Below are 17,333 nucleotides of genomic sequence, written 5' to 3'. Positions count from 1 at the left end.
GGTCCTACTTTTTATCCGAGGGCGGAGCCACTTTCACGCGCATTTGTTGCTGCGCCGCGTTCTTGCTTTGCTCATACCGCATCGCTTTTCGCGACGAATTCCAAGCCGACGGACTCTCGATGATCGCGGATTGATCCTGGTTCAGCTTGGCGTTGCGTTTCAGTTCGCTGGAGAGCTCCTCTGCGATCATCGCGCCATACATCGCGTCCAGTTTTTGCAATTCGGCAGAGTTTCCCAACAGCAATTGCTTGGCCTCTTTTACCCGTCCGGCGTCGCGGAGGGCGGTCGCCTGGACGTTCTTTTCGTTGGCCAACTGAATCGCACAGTAAGCCGCCGTTTCGTGATCGCATTCTCTGGCCACGGCTTCCTTGTCGTCGGTGAAACGGATCTCGATGCTGCTGGTCAACGTGTCGGTCGTCTTGCTGAGCATGTTTTGATACTGGACGGTGACCGAAGCGAGCGGGCGTTTGCTGCCGGCTTCCCCCGCGGGGACTTCCACTTCGATGACAAAGTAGCGTTGTTGCCGTGCGTACAACTGGGCCAACGGAATATAGATGTCCTGGCCGCTGATGTCCGCTTTGTTGTTCAAGACGCGGACCGGGCGAATGCCTTTGCCGATTTTCGCGTGGATTTGAAAGTCACTGGCCACCACACTCATCAAATCATTGAATTCCGTTTGAAAGACCGCGACCAGGTCATCGGCTTGTTCGACAAACATGTGGTTGCCGCTGCCGGCCGCCGCCAAACGGCTCATCAGGTCCTCGTTGTAACCGAGTCCCAAACCGAGCGTGCTGACGCTGATCCCTTCCTTGACCAGCGAGGCCCCCAGACGTTCCAGTTCACGGGGACTCTTCGGCCCCACGTTGGCCTGGCCGTCGCTCAGCAGGATGACGCGGTTGACCGATTCCTTGTCGAGAAACTTGCGGACTTCCGCGGCGCCTTTACTGACGCCGGCGAACAATGCGGTGCTTCCCCCGGCGGTGACCGAGCGGATCTTTTTGATGATCGATTTGCGATCGGTCGCTTTGGTGGCCGGCACCAGAACGGTGGCCGAATCGGCGTACAGCACGATCGAAACGATGTCGTCGTCACGCAACCGACGGACCGCTGCGATCGCCGCCTCGCGGGCCTGCACGATCTTTTGTCCGCCCATCGATCCACTTTGGTCGATCACGATCGCCGTGTTGACCGGCGGACGCGCTTCGTTTTGAGGGACGTCAAACCCCGTCAACGAAATGCGGATGTGGTTGATCTGTTTTTCCCCGGCCAGCATCGCCGGATTGGACACGCCGACGTCCAACGACAATTGTTCGGCCCTCGCGGTCGATTCGCCGCCGCCGAGCATCGCCGCCAAACACAGGCCGGCGGCCAACAAGACAGATGCATTTTTCCAATGGTTCGCAGACATCGTTTTGATTCCCTCGCCTCAGTGGGGCACTGGTGCAGCCGCGCAGTTCGGAGGCGATCCCAGAAACCGCCGACACGCCGATTCACCCATCGCCCGACGGGCGAGTGTAGGTCGCAGCTAACCTAGTAAACGACGAACCGGCGATTTAATGGTCTTCAACGTCTCAAAACAATGTAAAAGAAATGTCACGCGATCGGCACCGGCGCTGGTGCGCAGGCTTTCGCCGCCCATTGTCGCTGCACCGCAGCGACGGGGAGATCGCCTAAAGGCTAGACACCAACGGGTGCTGCGTTCCCGAATGAACGGGCCGTTGATCCGGGACTTCACTTTCGCCTTCGTCCGAACAGCCCGCCGGATTTCTTCGGCTTGGGAGCGGGTTTGATTTCAGCGGGTTTGTTCGCCGCGTCTTTGCCGGCCGGCGGATCGGTCACGATCAACGGCACGTCGCCCTTGCGTGGCGAGGCAGTGTTTCCGCTCAAGGCGGCGAGCATCGCCAAGTCGTTCGCGTCGGCCTTGACCGCCGGGGCGGCGTCTTTGGGGTCGAGTTCCAATTGCGGTTTTTCGGAGATCGTCGGCTTGGTCGATCCGGTCGCGGCGGCCAAGCTCTGGGCGTCGCGGGTTGACAATTTCGCCGCCGGCGCGGCGGCCTGGTCGGTTTCGATCTTGATCGCATCGCCCGCATCGACCGAAAACTTCGGCTTCGGCTCACGCACCGCGCCTGCCGGTTCGGCGGGACCGCCGGGGGCAGGAGAACTGGACGCCTGAGTGTTGGGGGCCTGAGTGTTGGGGGCTGATGGAGCCGGCGAATGGGGCGTCGAGGGCTGGGGGGATGGCGAGGCCGGCACGCCCAGGATGGCCGCGGCGCTGGCCGGTGGGACCGGGGCGGCTGGCGTTTCCGGCAGTTCCGGTTCGGATTCGACGTGTTGCAGTGCGGCGAACCCTTGGACGTTTCCGGGGACCTCGGCGGCAACGTTCTCCGCTGCGGCATTCCCGACCGCGGCATTCCCGACCGCGGTGTCCTCGGCGACGGGGCCATCGTCGGGCAGCACGTCGCCGGCACCAGAAATCGAATCGTCGGCCGGGCCGTCGTCGCCTTCGACCATGCCGGCCAGCATGGCGTCGCTCAGCCCCTCGTCCAGGCGTTTGGTCCACGTTCCGATCTCCTGGTCGGACAATCCGGCCGCCCGATTGAGCGTCATGGTGATTTTCCGCTCGATTTCGGGCAGCGAGGCGTGGACTGTCAGACGCCCATCGGCGCGGTAATCAAACCGCACGTCGACATTGGTGCCTTTGGGGGTGCCTTTGGGCAAGTCGGCGACGACGCACTTGCCGATCGGCGTGGCATTGATGCCGCGTTTGTCCCCGCCTTCGACGATTTGGATTTTGACGTTGGCTTGGTTGTTGACGTGGGTGCGAAACCGCACCGTTTTGCGTGCCGGCAATTTGCTGTTCCGCGGGATCATGATTTTGCGGCGTGGCTTGTTCGATTTGGGGTCGACGGCCAAAACGCCCAGATCGTGCGAATTGACGTTCGTCACCGAGATGCCGGTTTTGTCCTTCGCCCCGGCGGACAACATGCCGGCGTACAACGCCGCACCGTGGCTGACCGCCTCGTCGGGCGACAGCGACCGATCGAGTTCCATGCCGCTGAGTTGTTGCAGTTCGTCGCGAATCATCGGCATCCGTGTCGAACCGCCGACCAGGATCAATCGTGTCAGGTCGGGCCAATCGATCCCGGCATCATCGAGCACCAGATGCACCGTCATGATCGTTCGCTCGACCAAGTCCACGCAGCGCTGGGAAAACGCTTGCTGGGAAATCTCGGTCCGCAACCGCCGGCCGTCGCTGGCGAAGGCGACGGTGACCGATTCACGCTGGGTCAGTGCGTGTTTGGTTTGATTGGCCTTGCGCAGTAGTTCCTGTTCAGCCTGCGGGTCCCGGCGGGGGTCGTGCCCGTGCTGGGCAAGAAAGGCTTCGGCGATCAGGTCGACCATTCGGTTGTCCCAATCGATGCCTCCCAGATAAACATCACCGGCGGTCGCGATCGTGTTGAAGTTTCCTTTTTCAATTTCCATCACGGTGACGTCAAAGGTGCCGCCGCCGAGGTCATACACCAGCACCAATTCGCGGCCACGACTGGTCAGCGGTTCAGCGTTTCGAACGCCCCCTAAGAAGCCTTGTTGGACGCCATAGGTGATCGCCGCGGCGGTGGGCTCGTTGATGATGTCCAGCACGTCCAGCCCGGCCAGCCGTCCGGCGTCCTGGGTCGCTTTGCGACAGGGTTCATTAAAGAACGCGGGGACCGTGATCACTGCTTCGCTGATGCGGCCGAGTTTTAATTCGGCGTCGGTTTTTAACTTTCGCAACACCAGCGCCTGGATGACTTCGGCCGGCAGGTGTTTGCCGCGAATTGATTTTTCATAGTACTGCTCGCCGACGTTGCGTTTGGCGAACTGGGCCAAGCGGTCCGGTTCCAGCAATCCCGCCTCGACGGCTTCCATGCCCACGATCGGTCGTTTCTGATCAAAAAAGACGGCACTGGGCGTGGTCAGGTCGCCTTCGGAGTTGCGAATCGTTTCCGGCCGACCGTCGGCATCCAGGTAGGCGACCGCAGAAAAGGTGGTGCCGAGGTCGATTCCGACCGGAGGTTGCGTCTTGTGATCTGGCATAAGGAACGATGAGTCGGTCAAACGGGAGGAGGCCGGGAACAGTTTGTCGGAAGAACGCCAAACGTCGCCGATTGTACACGCCGAGGGTGTGACGAAAGATGCCACTTCGGTCGGGCGCGGCATGCGGTCGGACCGCCGTCGGATTGGGGCAAAAAACGGAGGGTGTTGATTCGGTTACACTGTCCTTCGACGAAGTCAAACGCATTGGAGCGTTTCCCGATTTTCCGCCTCGTGAAATGTTAATTGCCCATGCAATGGCCACAGTTGCCCGATTACGGATGTTTTCTGAGATGGCCGGAAAACGGCCAAGGGTTCATCCATCCCGACGACACCCCGATCGCGACGCAAGTGATCCCCAGCCCGCGGGTGCTCAAGCGAATCTCATTTGATGGCGTCTATTACCACTATGTCTACGGTCGGCTGCGGTTTCGATTGCGACCGACGATGTGGCTGGCCGTCCGCAGCGAAGGCGTTGAAATCGGCGATCAAGTCGAAACCAAAGGCGTGGGGCTGGAACGTGAGCGGTTCGTCGCAAAGGTCTGGGGCATGTACTACGTCCAACGCAAAGGCTGTATCTTGTACCGATTGCGGCGTGGCGATCAGTTGGTTCCCAAACTTTATTCGGGTGATCAGCTGCGATTGCTGACGAACAAACCGACCGTCCGCCGGCCGACGACTCGGTATCGCGCCCCCAATTGGGATGGCACGGGTGAAACCGTCCCCGACACCAAACTCGAAGAATAGATCTGTCATGCAACTCGGTTATGTCACCGCGATTCTTCCTGACGCGGATTTGAAGCAAGTTTTTCAAACGGCCGCCCAAATCGGCTACGACTGTGTCGAGGTGATGTGTTGGCCCAAGGGCAAGGCGACGCGTCGTTATGCCGGCATCACCCACATCGATGTTCACGATCTGGACGACGCGGCGGTCCAGTCGATTCACGATCTGCAGCAAACCAGCGGAGTCGCGATCAGCGGCTTGGGGTACTACCCCAACGCACTGTCCCCCGATCGCGAGGAGGCGGCGTTGGCGGTCGAGCACATTCAGGCTGTCATTCGCGCTGCCGCCCACTTGGGCATCGGCACGATGAATACCTTCATCGGTCGCGACTGGACCAAGAACGTCGATGACAATTGGCCACGTTTTTTGGAGACCTGGAAACCGATCATCGAGTTGGCCGAAAGGCACAACGTGCGGGTCGGGATCGAGAACTGTCCGATGTTTTTTACCAACGACGAATGGCCGGCGGGAAAGAACCTGGCCCATTCACCGGCCATCTGGCAACGGATGTTTGACGACATCGACAGCGACCACTTTGGGCTGAACTTCGACCCCTCGCATCTGATTTTCCAGCACATCGACTACCTTGCACCACTGGCGGAATTTGCCGATAAACTGTTCCACGTCCATGCCAAGGATGTGCGTGTCGACCGGGCAAAGCTTGACCGCGTCGGCGTTCTGGCCGCTCCCAACGAGTGGCATTCCCCGAAATTGCCGGGCATGGGCGATGTCGATTGGGGCCAGTTTTTCGGGGCATTGACGGACACCGGGTACAACGGCCCGGTGTGCGTGGAAGTCGAGGACCGCGCCTACGAAGGTTCCGACGTGGACTGTTTGCGTGCCTTGAACCAGTCCTATAACTTTCTCCGCAATTACGTCGTTTGAGCGATCGCTCAACATGCTCTCCGCCGGCCCCCTCCCACCAAACTCACTCCAACACTTTTACGGATATCAGACATGGAATCTTGGCCCATCGGTGTGTTCGCTTCCGTCGACGCCGGACTCGGCGTCAAATGGGACGTCATCAAAGAATTGGGACTGCCCACCATCCAGCTGCACGCCCCGCACCCGTCCAAGCGTGATCGGGCGACCGCCGAGGAACTCAAGAAACAATTAGACGCGATGAACGTGCGTTGCACGGCCGTGTTCGGTGGATTCGAGGGCGAAAGCTACGCCGACATCCCGACCGTCGTGAAAACCATCGGGCTGGTTCCCGTAGAAACCCGCCAAAGCCGATTGGCCGAGATGCGTGACATCGCCGATTTCGCCAACTGGCTCGGTTGCGACGCCGTCGCGCTGCACCTGGGCTTTATCCCCCATGACAGTTCGGATCCGCAGTACGCCGAAATCGTTGCGGTGACCGCCGAGCTGTGTGATCACTGTGCCACCAACGGCCAATTCCTGCACCTGGAAACCGGGCAGGAGACGGCCGAAGGGTTGCTGGAGTTCATCGCCGCGGTGGGCCGCGAGAATCTGAAAATCAACTTCGATCCGGCCAACATGATTCTCTACGGCACCGGTGAACCGATTGAAGCCCTCAAGGTCGTCGCCAAGCATGTCCGCAGCATCCACTGCAAGGACGGCACCTGGAGCGACAAGCCGGGGGAAACCTGGGGCTGCGAAGTGCCCCTGGGCGAAGGCGACGTCGACATGCGCAAGTACCTGGAAACCTTGCACGAAATCGGGTACCAGGGACCGCTGACGATCGAACGCGAAATCCCCGAAGATCCGGTGCGGCAAAAGCAAGAGATCGGTGGCGCGATCGAGTTGCTCACCCGGCTCCGCCGCGAAATCCTGGGCTGATCTTGACAGAGGTCCCGCCGGCCTTGGGCACCGCTCAAGGCCAGGCGTCGGGTTCGTGTCGTAGCGGAAGCCGCCAAGGCTTTCGGTCTCCGTGCGGCGTCACCACGCCGGTGCGAAACCCGCGGCGAGTTTCGCGACCGGGAGATTAAATTGCAGCCGGCGTCTAGCCCTTCATCGCATCGACGACGGCTTGGCCCATGTCGGCCGGGGTCGGGGCGACGGTGATGCCGGCCGCTTCCAGGGCGGCCACCTTTTCGGTCGCCGTGCCTTTGCCGCCGCTGATGATCGCGCCGGCGTGTCCCATGCGTTTTCCCGGAGGTGCGGTGCGTCCGGCGATGAACGCGGCGACGGGTTTGGTCACGTGTTCCTTGACGAACGCAGCCGCCTCTTCTTCGGCCGAGCCGCCGATTTCACCGATCATCAAGATCGCTTCGGTTTGATCGTCGGCCTGATACAGCTTCAGCAAGTCGATGAAACTGGTTCCGACGATCGGGTCGCCGCCCAGCCCCACGCAAGTGCTTTGTCCGAGCCCGAGTGCGGAGGTTTGCCAGACAGCTTCGTAGGTCAACGTGCCGCTGCGGCTCATCACGCCGACTTTGCCGGGGTTGTGGATGTAGCCGGGCATGATCCCGATCTTGCATTGGCCCGGGGTGATCAGGCCGGGGCAATTGGGGCCGATCAAGACCGCATCGCTGGCGCGGATCTTTTCATAGACCCGGACCATATCAATGACCGGCACGCCTTCGGTGATCGCCGCGATCACCTTGATGCCGGCGTCCAGGGCTTCCAGGATGGCGTCGGCGGTAAACGGCGGGGGGACGAAGATCATGGTCGCGTCGGCACCGGTTTCCGCGACCGCTTCTTCGACGGTGTCAAACACGGGAATGCCTTCGACATCCTGGCCGCCTTTGCCGGGCGTCACGCCGCCGACCATTTGGGTGCCGTAGTCGCGACAGCCCAGGGTGTGGAACTTGCCCGCACTGCCGGTGATGCCCTGGCAGATGACTTTTGTCTTCGCGTCAATCAAAATACTCATCGGAAGGTTCGTCTCAGTCGAGTCTGGTGTGCGTTGGGGGGATGGTGAAGCGTGAACGCTTCGGTTTTTTAGATCTCGGCGTCTTGGGGGGCGTCGAGATTCCAGGTCGTCTCTGCGGGATCAGACCCCGGTGGCGGCGACGATCTTCTTGGCCGCGTCGGTGATGTCGGTGGCGGTGATGACGTCGACGTCACTTTCGGCCAACATCTTGCGACCTTCCTCGACTTCGGTGCCTTCCAGCCGGACCACCAGCGGGACGTCAAACCCGACCGTCTTGCTGGCCTCGATCAACGCGCCGGCGATGGTCGTGCAACGGGCGATGCCGCCGAAGATGTTGACCAGCACTCCTTTGACATTGGGATCGGACAACAGGATCCGAAACGCTTCGGTGACTTGTTCGGTGTTGGCACCGCCGCCGACGTCCAAGAAATTGGCCGGTTGGCCGCCGTGATACTTGATGATGTCCATCGTCGACATCGCCAGTCCGGCGCCGTTGACCAGGCAGCCGATGTTGCCTTCCAGTTTGACATAGCTCAGCCCGGCCGCACTGGCCCGAACCTCGCTCTCCTCCTCCTCGGCCAAATCACGCAGCTCGTCATAGCCGGGGTGGCGATACAGCGCGTTGTTGTCGAAGTTGATTTTCGCGTCCAAGGCGACCATTTGATCATCGCCGGTGATCACCAACGGATTGACTTCGGCCAATTCACAGTCGTAATCGACATAGAAGCGGCACATCGCGGGCATGAATTTGGCGGCCGCCTTGGCCGCGGCACCGCTGATGCCCAGCTTCTTGCACAGCTTGCGGACCTGAAACGCTTCCAGTCCGACGGCGGGATCGAAGTGTTCTTTGTGAATCAGTTCGGGGGTCTTTTCGGCGACCGTTTCGATCTCCATCCCGCCTTCGGTGCTGACCATCAGGACCGGTTTGGCGGCGGCGCGGTCGAGCACGATACCGAGGTACAATTCACGCGCGATATCGCAGCCGGCTTCGACGAACACCTTGCCGACGGTCTGGCCGGCCGGTCCGGTTTGGATCGTGACCAGTTTTTTGCCCAGCAATCCCTCGGCCGCCGCACGCGCCTCGTCGGCGCTTTTTGCCAGCACCACGCCGTGTTGTTCGGGGTTGTCGATGATCGTGCCCTTGCCACGGCCGCCGGCATGGATCTGTGCCTTGACCACGGCGATCTTACCACCAAGTTTTTCGTACGCCGCGGCGGCTTCATCGGGCGTGGTGGCGACGATGCCGTCCAAGACCGGCACTCCGGCCTCTCGGAAAAGTTCTTTGCCTTGATATTCGTGGATTTTCATCGAGGTTTCGATCCGCGTGCGTGGAAGACGATTGTGACGATGTAGCCGGCTCCTGGCCGTCGGATCAGCCCGATGCGCTGATGTCGAACCGAACTTCTTTCGGGAGGCCTGCCCCGGCGGTGAACATTCCTGCAAATGCTGTACCCTGGTGCTCCGGCTACGGGTCCGCGAATATACGTCCGCAGTGCTAGCGCCGGAACCATAGGCAGCGTGAATCTGTCCTGCGGCAACTCCCCAGCCCCCCTCCATCATGCCCGATTTCATTCGACTGCACGCTCAAGACCATGTCGCGATCGCGACCGCGCCGCTGGCCGCCGGTGCCGTCTTGGAAATCGACGGCCGTCCGATCGAAGTTGCCGGCCCGATTCCCAGCGGACACAAGGTTGCGATCCGAGAAATCCCGGCCGGTTCGCCGGTGATGAAGTACGGACAACCGATCGGGATCGCGACGCAGCCGATCGCGGTCGGTTGCCATGCCCACACCCACAACCTGCGCGATCAGCACAGCGTCGCCGAGACGATCACATCGACCAACCCGCCGGCAGATCCGCCGCCCCTGCGACGATCTTTCCTGGGCTATCATCGCCCCGATGGGCGGATCGGCACACGCAACTACGTCGCGGTTCTGTCAACGGTCAACTGCAGCGCGACGGTTTGTCACAAGATTGTTGCCCGATTCGACGCCGAACGTCTGCGGCGCTGGCCCAACGTCGACGGTGTCTTCGCCGCGTCGCACGGCGGCGGTTGCGCACTCCAATACGACGGCCGCAAACACCAGATGCTCGCACGCACGATGGCCGGCTACGCCAACCATCCCAACGTCGGCGGTCGGCTGATGATCGGGCTGGGATGTGAACAAAACACTCCGGCCTATCTGGGCCAGCAACACGGCATCGTCCCGTTGTATGCCGCCGACGGGGAGCGTCTGACTCGCGATGATGCGATCCCCACGCTGACCATGCAATCCGAAGGCGGATCACAAGCGACCATCGCCCGCGGCGAACGGATGCTGGAACAGGTCCTTGACGTTGCCAACCAAGCGACGCGCAGGACGGCGGATGCGTCGGCGCTTTGCCTGGCGGTCGAATGCGGCGGCAGCGACGGCTACTCCGGCATCACGGCCAATCCGGCCATCGGAGTCGTCTCCGATCGCATCGTCGCCTGCGGGGGCACGTCGATCATCTCCGAGACGACCGAGTTGTACGGTGCGGAGCATTTGTTGTGTGATCGCAGTCGCTCGCCCGAGGTGGCGCAAAAACTGATCGACCTGCTGCACTGGTGGCAGCAATACGTGGCCTACTACGGCGGCGAGCTGGACAACAATCCGTCGGTGGGCAACAAGGCCGGGGGACTGTCCACGATCACCGAAAAATCTCTCGGCGCGGTCTCCAAGAGCGGCTCGACGGCGCTCGAGGCGGTCTACGATTACGCCCAGCGGGTCACGGCCAAGGGGCTGGTGGTGATGGACACGCCCGGATTTGACCCCGCCAGTGTGACCGGCAAGGTCGCCGGGGGAGCGAATCTGGTGATGTTTTCCACCGGCCGTGGAAGCTGTTTCGGTTGCAAACCCTCGCCCGTGATCAAAGTCGCGTCCAACAGCGATCTGTTTCAGCGGATGCGCGACGACATGGATCTAAACGCCGGCCAAGCGATCGACGGCAAAGCGATCCAGCAGCTCGGTGACGAGTTCTTTGAGTTCGCCCTCGGCGTGGCCAGCGGAGAAAAAACGGCCAGCGAACGCAACGGGTTCGGGGACCACGAATTCGTCCCCTGGACCGTCGGCCCCACCCTCTGACGCCCGCCGGTCTGGGCAGGGACCCATGTGGGAAAGCAATGGAACAGGCGTCCCTCCGCCGTCCACGCCGAAACAGCCCCACGGGTGGCAGCGTGAATCCACGGATGCCGGTCCGAGGAACGATCCGTGGGGACGCGTTGCCATCCGTGGGCCATTTTCTTAACGCTCCGGATTTTTCTTCGCGCTCCGCATTTTTTCGGGGCCCCGCCGGTTTCACAAATCATTTTTCGCGTCTCTTGGTCCTTGCCCCGCCACGCCAAGATTCGACCGCGGCCTAACCGTGGCGTAAACTAAAGGTCCTCGTGTCGTGTTGCCTCGCACGCGCGGTGACCTGGCTCTTTTTTCCTATTCCCCCCGATGCTGAATGGGGTTCGCCCCCGATTGGGATCGGTGAGCCGAAAACTCTCCCAGCCAACCTCTCGATAGGCACACCCGTAATGATGGCGCGATTCTCGTCTGCGACCCCTTGGCCCCGTTTGTTGTCCCCCTTGCTATTGCTGGTCGGTTTGTCCGTGTTCGATTCCGGGACAGTCCGCGGCCAGGGTGCCGGTTTAGGTCCCAGCCTGGGCCGCGAACCGATGGGCAGCGGCTACCCGTCACCGGAATATTACTTCGCCTTGGACGTGTATCGCAGCGGAGACTTGGAAAGGGCCCTGGACGCCTTTGACATCGCGGTTGCCCGCACGCGGAAAGACATCAACGGGCACTGGATCGATGCGATTCCCGTGTTTGCAATGATGGGGGAATGCCAGTACCGGCTGGGCGATCTGGAAGGGGCGATGCAAAGCCTGGACATGTCGCTGAAAATTGCGATCCGCTATCGCGGTTGGCTGGGGCGACCGGTTTGGTCGGAAGTCTTGATGTCGCAGGCCAAACTTTCACCGAAGCAATACTTGTGGCCCGAAGCCAATGCGGTCAACCGATTGCCGGTCACTCGAACCATCAAGTTTTATTCGGGGGAACAACTGACCGAGGAGCTATTGATCCAGGGCGGACAGATCGAAGAGCTGAACATCAAGCCCGTTGACGCGATCGAGATTCTGCGTGGGCTGGCGATCGCATCGTATCGCCGCCGAATCATCTTGGGGCCGCTTGCCGAAGGCGACGCCTTGGCGACCCAGTTGCTCGACAGCACCAAGTACCCCGCGGGGCTGCAATTGCCGATCGCCCGAAACCTGATCGGCGCGATGCGTGCGGCCGAACGGTTCGGCGCGATGCAAGACGAACGCGCCGTCTCCGACGCATCGGCAAACGCAACGTACAACGGCGGCGTCCATCCGATCTCGCCGATCACCGGGCTGTGTGCCGCGTCGGCGCTGGCCGGATCGGACAAGCCCGCCGCCGCGATCCCGCTGTGCTTGGCGGTGGCCAACCAAGCCGCGTCGATGGACTACTTTGAATGGGTCGGCGAAGCGTTGCAGCTGGCCGCCGGTTGTGCGAGCGCCAAAGACGCGGCGGTGATCCAACAAGCCGGTCAAGTCGCCGCGACCAACCTGTTGCGAAAATCCCGCCTGGCCGCGTTGCACTGTTTGATCGCGTCGGCCGACGCCGCCGTCACCGCAGGCGATCTTGCCTCCGCATCGGCTCGGCTGGGCGAGGCCAAGGCGCTCGCGATGCGGCGCGATGTGATGCAGCCCCGGCTGGACGCTTATGGCGCTTATGTCGCCGCACGGCTGGCGACCCGAACCGCTCCCCCCGGCGGCAACCCCAATGCGACCGGCCCGTGGGATGACGCCCTGTCCCAGATCTTTCACTTTGCGACCAACAGTCGGATTCGGAAACGATCGCTGATTTCCATGCCGCGGCTGTATCAATTGCAGCGTGTCCGTTTGGCCTTGGGGCGAAATCTGGACGGCCAATCCGCCGACGTGCTGCTGGCCGGCTACGCGAACGATCCGGGCATTGATGTCTGGCGACGCGACCCGGTCGACGCGATCGCCGGCGTGGTCGCCGATCGTGATTTGTTGCGGCTGGCACGCTTGCGAACCGCGGCGTCGCGCGAGAGCGGCCAGGACGTGCTGGCGCGGATCGAAGATCTGCAAGCAGGGCGAATTCGCAGCCAACTGCCGATGGGCGGACGCGTGATGCAGGTTCGTGCCCTCGCTCGCATGCCGGGCAAATTGCTGGAACAGAAGATCGTCGAATTCCGCAACGCCGCCGACAAATCGATCCGCGATCTGCGTACCGCCGCCAAAGCCGAGTTGGATGCCCAGCCCGCCGCCGGGGCCGATCCGGCAATGGTCCAAGCCGGCATCGATCGACTGGAGGCGGCCGCATGGGCGATCGCACTGGATCGCACGGAGTTGCCCGTCGTGATGCCGCACCCGCTGGACGACAAACAACCCGCGTCGGTGCTGCCGGACGACGCCGGCATCCTGGCGTTTTGCCAAGACGGAAGCTTGATCCACGCGGTGTTGTGCACCAAGCAGAAATCGACGTACTGGACGATCAAGGGAGCCAGTCGCGTGGCCGGCGAGATCGCTGCGCTGTCGCGCGGGATCGGCGCCGCCCCGTCACGCGGCGCCCGGCTGCCCGAGGACGACGGCTGGCGCGATGAAGCGCTGAAATTGCGTGACCGTCTGCTCTCGATGGGAACCGGTGCGCTGCTGACCGGTCGCCTGGCCGGTATCAAGCGGCTCATCGTGATCCCCGACGCGTTGCTCTGGTACGTGCCGTTTGAATTGTTGCCGACCGACGAGCGCGACTCTCCGCTGCTGGGCGATTCCATCGACGTCGTGTATGCCGCGACGCCGGCGCTCGCCATCTACCCGACGGCCGACAAAACCACGCATCCCGCCATCGCCGTGACGGCCGGAAAGTTCTTTGCACCGCGTGAGGCCGAAAGCAACGCGATGCTGGTGCAAACGATCCTGGATTCGATCCACGCCGGCGCCGCCGTCCGTCTGCCCGGCGATGCGATGATCCCGACCAGCCAGAGCGGCAACGTCGCCGGACATCTGGTGGTCGCCGAGCCGACGACGCCCAACCCGTCATCGGTCCTCGACTCGCCCCTAGCGGGCTATGAAGCGTCGATCCGCCAAGGTCGGCTGCGATCTTGGTTGGGATTTCCCCCCGGCACACCGGGCAGTGTTTTCCTGGCCGGATTCCGATCCAACCTGGACACCAGCCAAGGCGTCTCGGGGCATGAAATCATGCACGCGATCGCCGCCTTGCAATACAGCGGTGTGCGCGACGTTATCCTCAGCCGCTGGGCGGTGGGCGGAGAGTCGACGGCAATCCTGTTGCGTGAGTACGTCCAAGAGCTGCCGTTCTTGGGGGCCGCCGCTGCGTTGAGCCGCGCCAAAAACGTGCTCCGTCGAAGCGAAATTTCACCGCTAGGCGAACCTACCCTGTCCGGATCCGATCAAGAACGTGAGACACTGACCGGGGACGAGCCGTTTTTCTGGTCGACCTACCTTCACGCTTCGCCATTGAATTAATTTTGGACACCACACACGAGATGATGACGGTCACCGGCGAGGCGTTGGCGACGCTGCCGGCCGGCGCGGACCTTTCGCCGATCACGGTGATCGGAACCGAATCGATTCGTCAATCCTTCGGCGGCGAAACGCTGTCCCAGGCGATCAACAGTCGCCGCGCCCCGGGCGTTTCGCGTGTGGTGCTCAATCCCGACGCCCATGTCGGCTATGGCGCGCCGGTCGGATGCGTGATGGTTTCACCGACGCACATCTATCCCGGCCCGGTCGGCGTGGACATCAAGTGCAGCATGAGTCTGTTGCAGACGGACTTGCCCGCCGAAGCCATCGATGCGCTCGCCGTACGAAAACAGATCATTCGCGCGATTTGCAAACGCGTTCCCACCGGCGCCGGCCGCGGCCAACGGCACGCACCCAAGTCACGACGCGTCGACGGCAAGCTCGGTTTTAAAATCGCGACCGAAGGCGCATCCAAGCAGGTGCTGAAGAAGCTCGGAATCCCCAAGTCGTGGGCCGATGCCTGCGAAGATGCCTCCCACACCGCGCCCGACGGATCCAGCGACACCCTGGCGGCGCGGCTGGAATGGATGGGGCGGACACGCGACAAATTGGATCGGATTGAATCCAAGTATCGCCAGCTGGGCAGCTATGGTGGCGGCAATCATTTCGGTGAAGCCGAAGTCGTTCACGTCCTCGACTCACAGCGTGCGATCGCAGACGCCTTTGGACTCAAAGATGGCTGCGTGGCCTTTTTGTCCCATTGTGGGTCGCGTGGGTTCGGACACGATTTGGCGGTCGCACAGTTCCGCACGTTGAAGACCGCGTTTCAAAAACAGGGGTTGGCGTTTCCCGCCGGCGATCCTCAACTGGTGTACGCCCGCGTTGATTCGCCCGAAGGCCGCGACTACCTGTGTGACATGGCGATGGGGGCCAACTTTGCCACCGTCAATCACCTGCTGATCAATGACTTGGTCTTGGAAGCGTTTCGCGAAGTCTTTCCGGGTGTCCGTGGCGAATTGGTCTACTTCATCTCGCACAACATCGCCCGCCAAGAACCGATCGACGGGGATATCCAGTGGGTTCATCGCAAAGGTGCCACACGCGCATTGCCGTCTGGGCATCCGCAATTGGCCGGCACGCGGTTTGAATCGACCGGGCATCCAATCCTGTTGCCGGGAAATCCTCGCGACGGGTCCAGCGTGATGGTGGCCGGCGATGGCGCTTCGGCGGCCGCTTTTAGCGTCAACCACGGCGCGGGGCGACGGCTCAGCCGCACCAAGGCCAAAAAGCAACTGGTGCAAGATGAGATCGATCGGGGGCTGGCAGAACATGACGTGATCAGCAATTGCAGTGTTTATCCTCGCGACGAAGCCCCCGATGCGTACAAGGATTTCGACGAGGTGCTCGGGAGTGTTCGCAAAGCGGGATTGGCTGAGGAAGTGGCACGGCTGAAAGCGAAATTTGTGATCAAAGACGGCGCAGCGGCGGACGATTAGAATGGTCGCCACTTTGGCCCCATTCGTCACACCGCGTTCAGGATTGCTGCACCGTGAACTCCCGCCACCGTTTTCCATCCCTTGCACTTGTTCTCGCATCGGCCTTCACCATTCATCTCGCCGCCGGCATCGCTGCCACACACGCCCAAGGCATCCACGCCCGATCCTGGTCCGTTTTTGCCGGCACCGGAAAAGCGGATTCACCGATCGCTGTCGAGCCATCGGCCCCCACGCAGGTCGCGCTGCAAAACGTTTACGGGATCGAAGTCACCGCGGACGGAATCTATTTCAGCACGGTCGACGATCACTCGATTTGGAAATGCGACCACGACGGGACACAGATTCAACGCATCGCCGGCACCGGTAACCAAGGACATCGCGGCGACGGCGGGCCGGCAATCGACGCGACGTTCAACGCGCCGCACGAAATCCGCGCCGACCGCGACGGCAACTTGTTCGTCGCCGATACCCGCAACCACTGCATCCGACGGATCGACGCGGCGACGGGCGTGATCGAGACCATCGCCGGGGATGGCGTCGACGGGTTTCGCGGCGACGGCCAAACCGGCGACAAGGCACGCTTCAGCCAGCCCCACAGCATCGTGCTCGACGGTGACGGAGGCTTGCTGGTCGCCGACACCACCAATCATCGCTTGCGGCGGATCGATTTGGAAACCCGGATCGTGACCACCGTCGCCGGTGACGGCCGGCGAGCATTGCCCGTCGAGGGCAAGCCGGCTTCCGACGTCTCCCTGTTCGGCCCGCGATCGTTGGCCATCGACGAACAAGCGATTTGGTTGGTGCTGCGGGAAGGCAACAGCGTCTGGAAGATCGATCGCAAAACGAATCGGATCAATCGCGTCGCCGGCACAGGGCAAAAGGGGCACGACGGCGACGGGGCTGATCCATTGTCGGCAACCTTCCGCGGCCCCAAAGGCATCGCCGTCGATTCGGCCGGCAACCTGCTGGTCGTCGACACCGAGAACCAAGCGATGCGTTATGTCGACCTGGGGCGAAACGTGATCGAAACGATGCAGATCCCCTTTCCGATGAAACGCCCCCACGGCACCGCCGTGTTGTCACGGCCCGGTCAAGACGACGTGTATTTCGTTTCCGATTCCGAGCACCACCGCGTGTTGGCCGGTCGAATCCCCGGTGGCTGACACCACCGGCAGACACTCTGCCGGCCCTCCGTCCCTAAGACACATCGCCCGACCAGCGAAATGCGATCCGTCGCACCCGTTGGATTTGGCAAACACGCTACGGTCACCGTTTCAGGCGTCGGTTTGTCTTCCTCGGCCGAGTCGACCGCGCACCAATCGAGCCGCGATATCAGGAGCGAATCCCAGGAAACAGGTGCGTGATGAAATCCGGTGGGCGCAATTCCAGCGAACCTATCGCAGTCGGGATGCCAGGCGTTGGACCGGGATGCGAACAGCGGAGAAGAGAGCAACCACGAAAGACGCGAAAAACACGAAAGATGAAGTGCTCGCGCCGAGGCGTCGGTTGGCAGCGTGAACGTCCACCGTTCACCGCGGCACGGCGAACGACGTTGTGTTTTCGATTGACGCCGACTCCGTGCCTGCGTGTGCAGGCGGAT

At 61.9% G+C, this 17,333-nt stretch carries 11 protein-coding genes; 7 read left to right on the top strand and 4 right to left on the bottom strand.

Translation table 11 applies throughout. The features are described 5' to 3' along the window. Positions 1 to 4: 4 nt before the first annotated feature. The gene (locus tag H1B37_RS19460) at positions 5 to 1,408 is read right to left on the bottom strand and encodes a vWA domain-containing protein (protein ID WP_286177912.1); all 1,404 of its coding nucleotides are present in this window, start codon (positions 1,406 to 1,408) and stop codon (positions 5 to 7) included. Between the two features lie 323 nt (positions 1,409 to 1,731). Continuing rightward, positions 1,732 to 4,077 carry an Hsp70 family protein gene (locus tag H1B37_RS19455; RefSeq protein WP_182868330.1) on the bottom strand — a complete coding sequence of 782 codons (2,346 nt, stop codon included), beginning with the start codon at positions 4,075 to 4,077 and terminating at the stop codon, positions 1,732 to 1,734. A gap of 249 nt (positions 4,078 to 4,326) precedes the next feature. Here H1B37_RS19455 and H1B37_RS19450 point away from each other — a divergent pair, with 249 nt between their 5' ends. The 3 genes from H1B37_RS19450 to H1B37_RS19440 all read left to right on the top strand — a co-directional run bounded on the left by H1B37_RS19450 (position 4,327) and on the right by H1B37_RS19440 (position 6,661). After that, on the top strand, positions 4,327 to 4,821 hold the full coding sequence (locus H1B37_RS19450; RefSeq protein WP_182868329.1) for a DUF6960 family protein: 495 nt from the start codon (positions 4,327 to 4,329) through the stop codon (positions 4,819 to 4,821). A gap of 7 nt (positions 4,822 to 4,828) precedes the next feature. Continuing rightward, on the top strand, positions 4,829 to 5,743 hold the full coding sequence (locus tag H1B37_RS19445; protein ID WP_182868328.1) for a sugar phosphate isomerase/epimerase family protein: 915 nt from the start codon (positions 4,829 to 4,831) through the stop codon (positions 5,741 to 5,743). 72 nt (positions 5,744 to 5,815) lie between these two features. Continuing rightward, the gene (locus H1B37_RS19440; RefSeq protein WP_182868327.1) at positions 5,816 to 6,661 is read left to right on the top strand and encodes a sugar phosphate isomerase/epimerase family protein; all 846 of its coding nucleotides are present in this window, start codon (positions 5,816 to 5,818) and stop codon (positions 6,659 to 6,661) included. A 163-nt stretch (positions 6,662 to 6,824) separates the two neighbouring features. Here H1B37_RS19440 and sucD read toward each other — a convergent pair whose 3' ends face one another. Further along, positions 6,825 to 7,697, bottom strand: coding sequence for a succinate--CoA ligase subunit alpha (gene sucD / locus H1B37_RS19435; RefSeq protein ID WP_182868326.1), 873 nt, complete (start codon positions 7,695 to 7,697; stop codon positions 6,825 to 6,827). A 120-nt stretch (positions 7,698 to 7,817) separates the two neighbouring features. Continuing rightward, a complete protein-coding gene (gene sucC, locus H1B37_RS19430; protein WP_182868325.1) occupies positions 7,818 to 9,005 on the bottom strand; it encodes an ADP-forming succinate--CoA ligase subunit beta in 1,188 nt (395 codons plus the stop codon). Positions 9,006 to 9,255: 250 nt separating this feature from the next. Here sucC and H1B37_RS19425 point away from each other — a divergent pair, with 250 nt between their 5' ends. The 4 genes from H1B37_RS19425 (at position 9,256) to H1B37_RS19410 (ending at position 16,896) form a co-directional block, all read left to right on the top strand. Continuing rightward, positions 9,256 to 10,800: a UxaA family hydrolase gene (locus H1B37_RS19425; protein ID WP_182868324.1), complete on the top strand. Its 1,545-nt coding sequence runs from the start codon at positions 9,256 to 9,258 to the stop codon at positions 10,798 to 10,800. A gap of 479 nt (positions 10,801 to 11,279) precedes the next feature. Then, positions 11,280 to 14,240 carry a CHAT domain-containing protein gene (locus H1B37_RS19420; protein ID WP_182868323.1) on the top strand — a complete coding sequence of 987 codons (2,961 nt, stop codon included), beginning with the start codon at positions 11,280 to 11,282 and terminating at the stop codon, positions 14,238 to 14,240. A 20-nt stretch (positions 14,241 to 14,260) separates the two neighbouring features. After that, a complete protein-coding gene (locus H1B37_RS19415) occupies positions 14,261 to 15,733 on the top strand; it encodes an RtcB family protein (protein WP_286177925.1) in 1,473 nt (490 codons plus the stop codon). Positions 15,734 to 15,786: 53 nt separating this feature from the next. Then, on the top strand, positions 15,787 to 16,896 hold the full coding sequence (locus H1B37_RS19410; protein WP_182868322.1) for an NHL repeat-containing protein: 1,110 nt from the start codon (positions 15,787 to 15,789) through the stop codon (positions 16,894 to 16,896). Positions 16,897 to 17,333: the final 437 nt, after the last annotated feature.

Origin of the sequence: Stieleria mannarensis, assembly GCF_014154935.1 — a bacterium.
In the GTDB taxonomy this organism is placed as follows: Bacteria; Planctomycetota; Planctomycetia; order Pirellulales; family Pirellulaceae; genus Stieleria; species Stieleria mannarensis.
Note: the sequence above shows the minus strand (reverse complement) of the source record. Positions and strands in the feature narration are given on the sequence as shown.

What these genes read in the sequence shown, in the direction of transcription:
- H1B37_RS19450 (WP_182868329.1), top strand. Translation starts at nt 4,327, where the DNA reads ATGCAATGGCCACAGTTGCCCGATTACGGATGTTTTCTGAGATGGCCG.
- H1B37_RS19455 (WP_182868330.1), bottom strand. Translation starts at nt 4,077, where the DNA reads ATGCCAGATCACAAGACGCAACCTCCGGTCGGAATCGACCTCGGCACC.
- H1B37_RS19415 (WP_286177925.1), top strand. Translation starts at nt 14,261, where the DNA reads ATGATGACGGTCACCGGCGAGGCGTTGGCGACGCTGCCGGCCGGCGCG.
- H1B37_RS19440 (WP_182868327.1), top strand. Translation starts at nt 5,816, where the DNA reads ATGGAATCTTGGCCCATCGGTGTGTTCGCTTCCGTCGACGCCGGACTC.
- sucD (WP_182868326.1), bottom strand. Translation starts at nt 7,697, where the DNA reads ATGAGTATTTTGATTGACGCGAAGACAAAAGTCATCTGCCAGGGCATC.
- H1B37_RS19460 (WP_286177912.1), bottom strand. Translation starts at nt 1,408, where the DNA reads ATGTCTGCGAACCATTGGAAAAATGCATCTGTCTTGTTGGCCGCCGGC.
- H1B37_RS19445 (WP_182868328.1), top strand. Translation starts at nt 4,829, where the DNA reads ATGCAACTCGGTTATGTCACCGCGATTCTTCCTGACGCGGATTTGAAG.
- H1B37_RS19425 (WP_182868324.1), top strand. Translation starts at nt 9,256, where the DNA reads ATGCCCGATTTCATTCGACTGCACGCTCAAGACCATGTCGCGATCGCG.
- sucC (WP_182868325.1), bottom strand. Translation starts at nt 9,005, where the DNA reads ATGAAAATCCACGAATATCAAGGCAAAGAACTTTTCCGAGAGGCCGGA.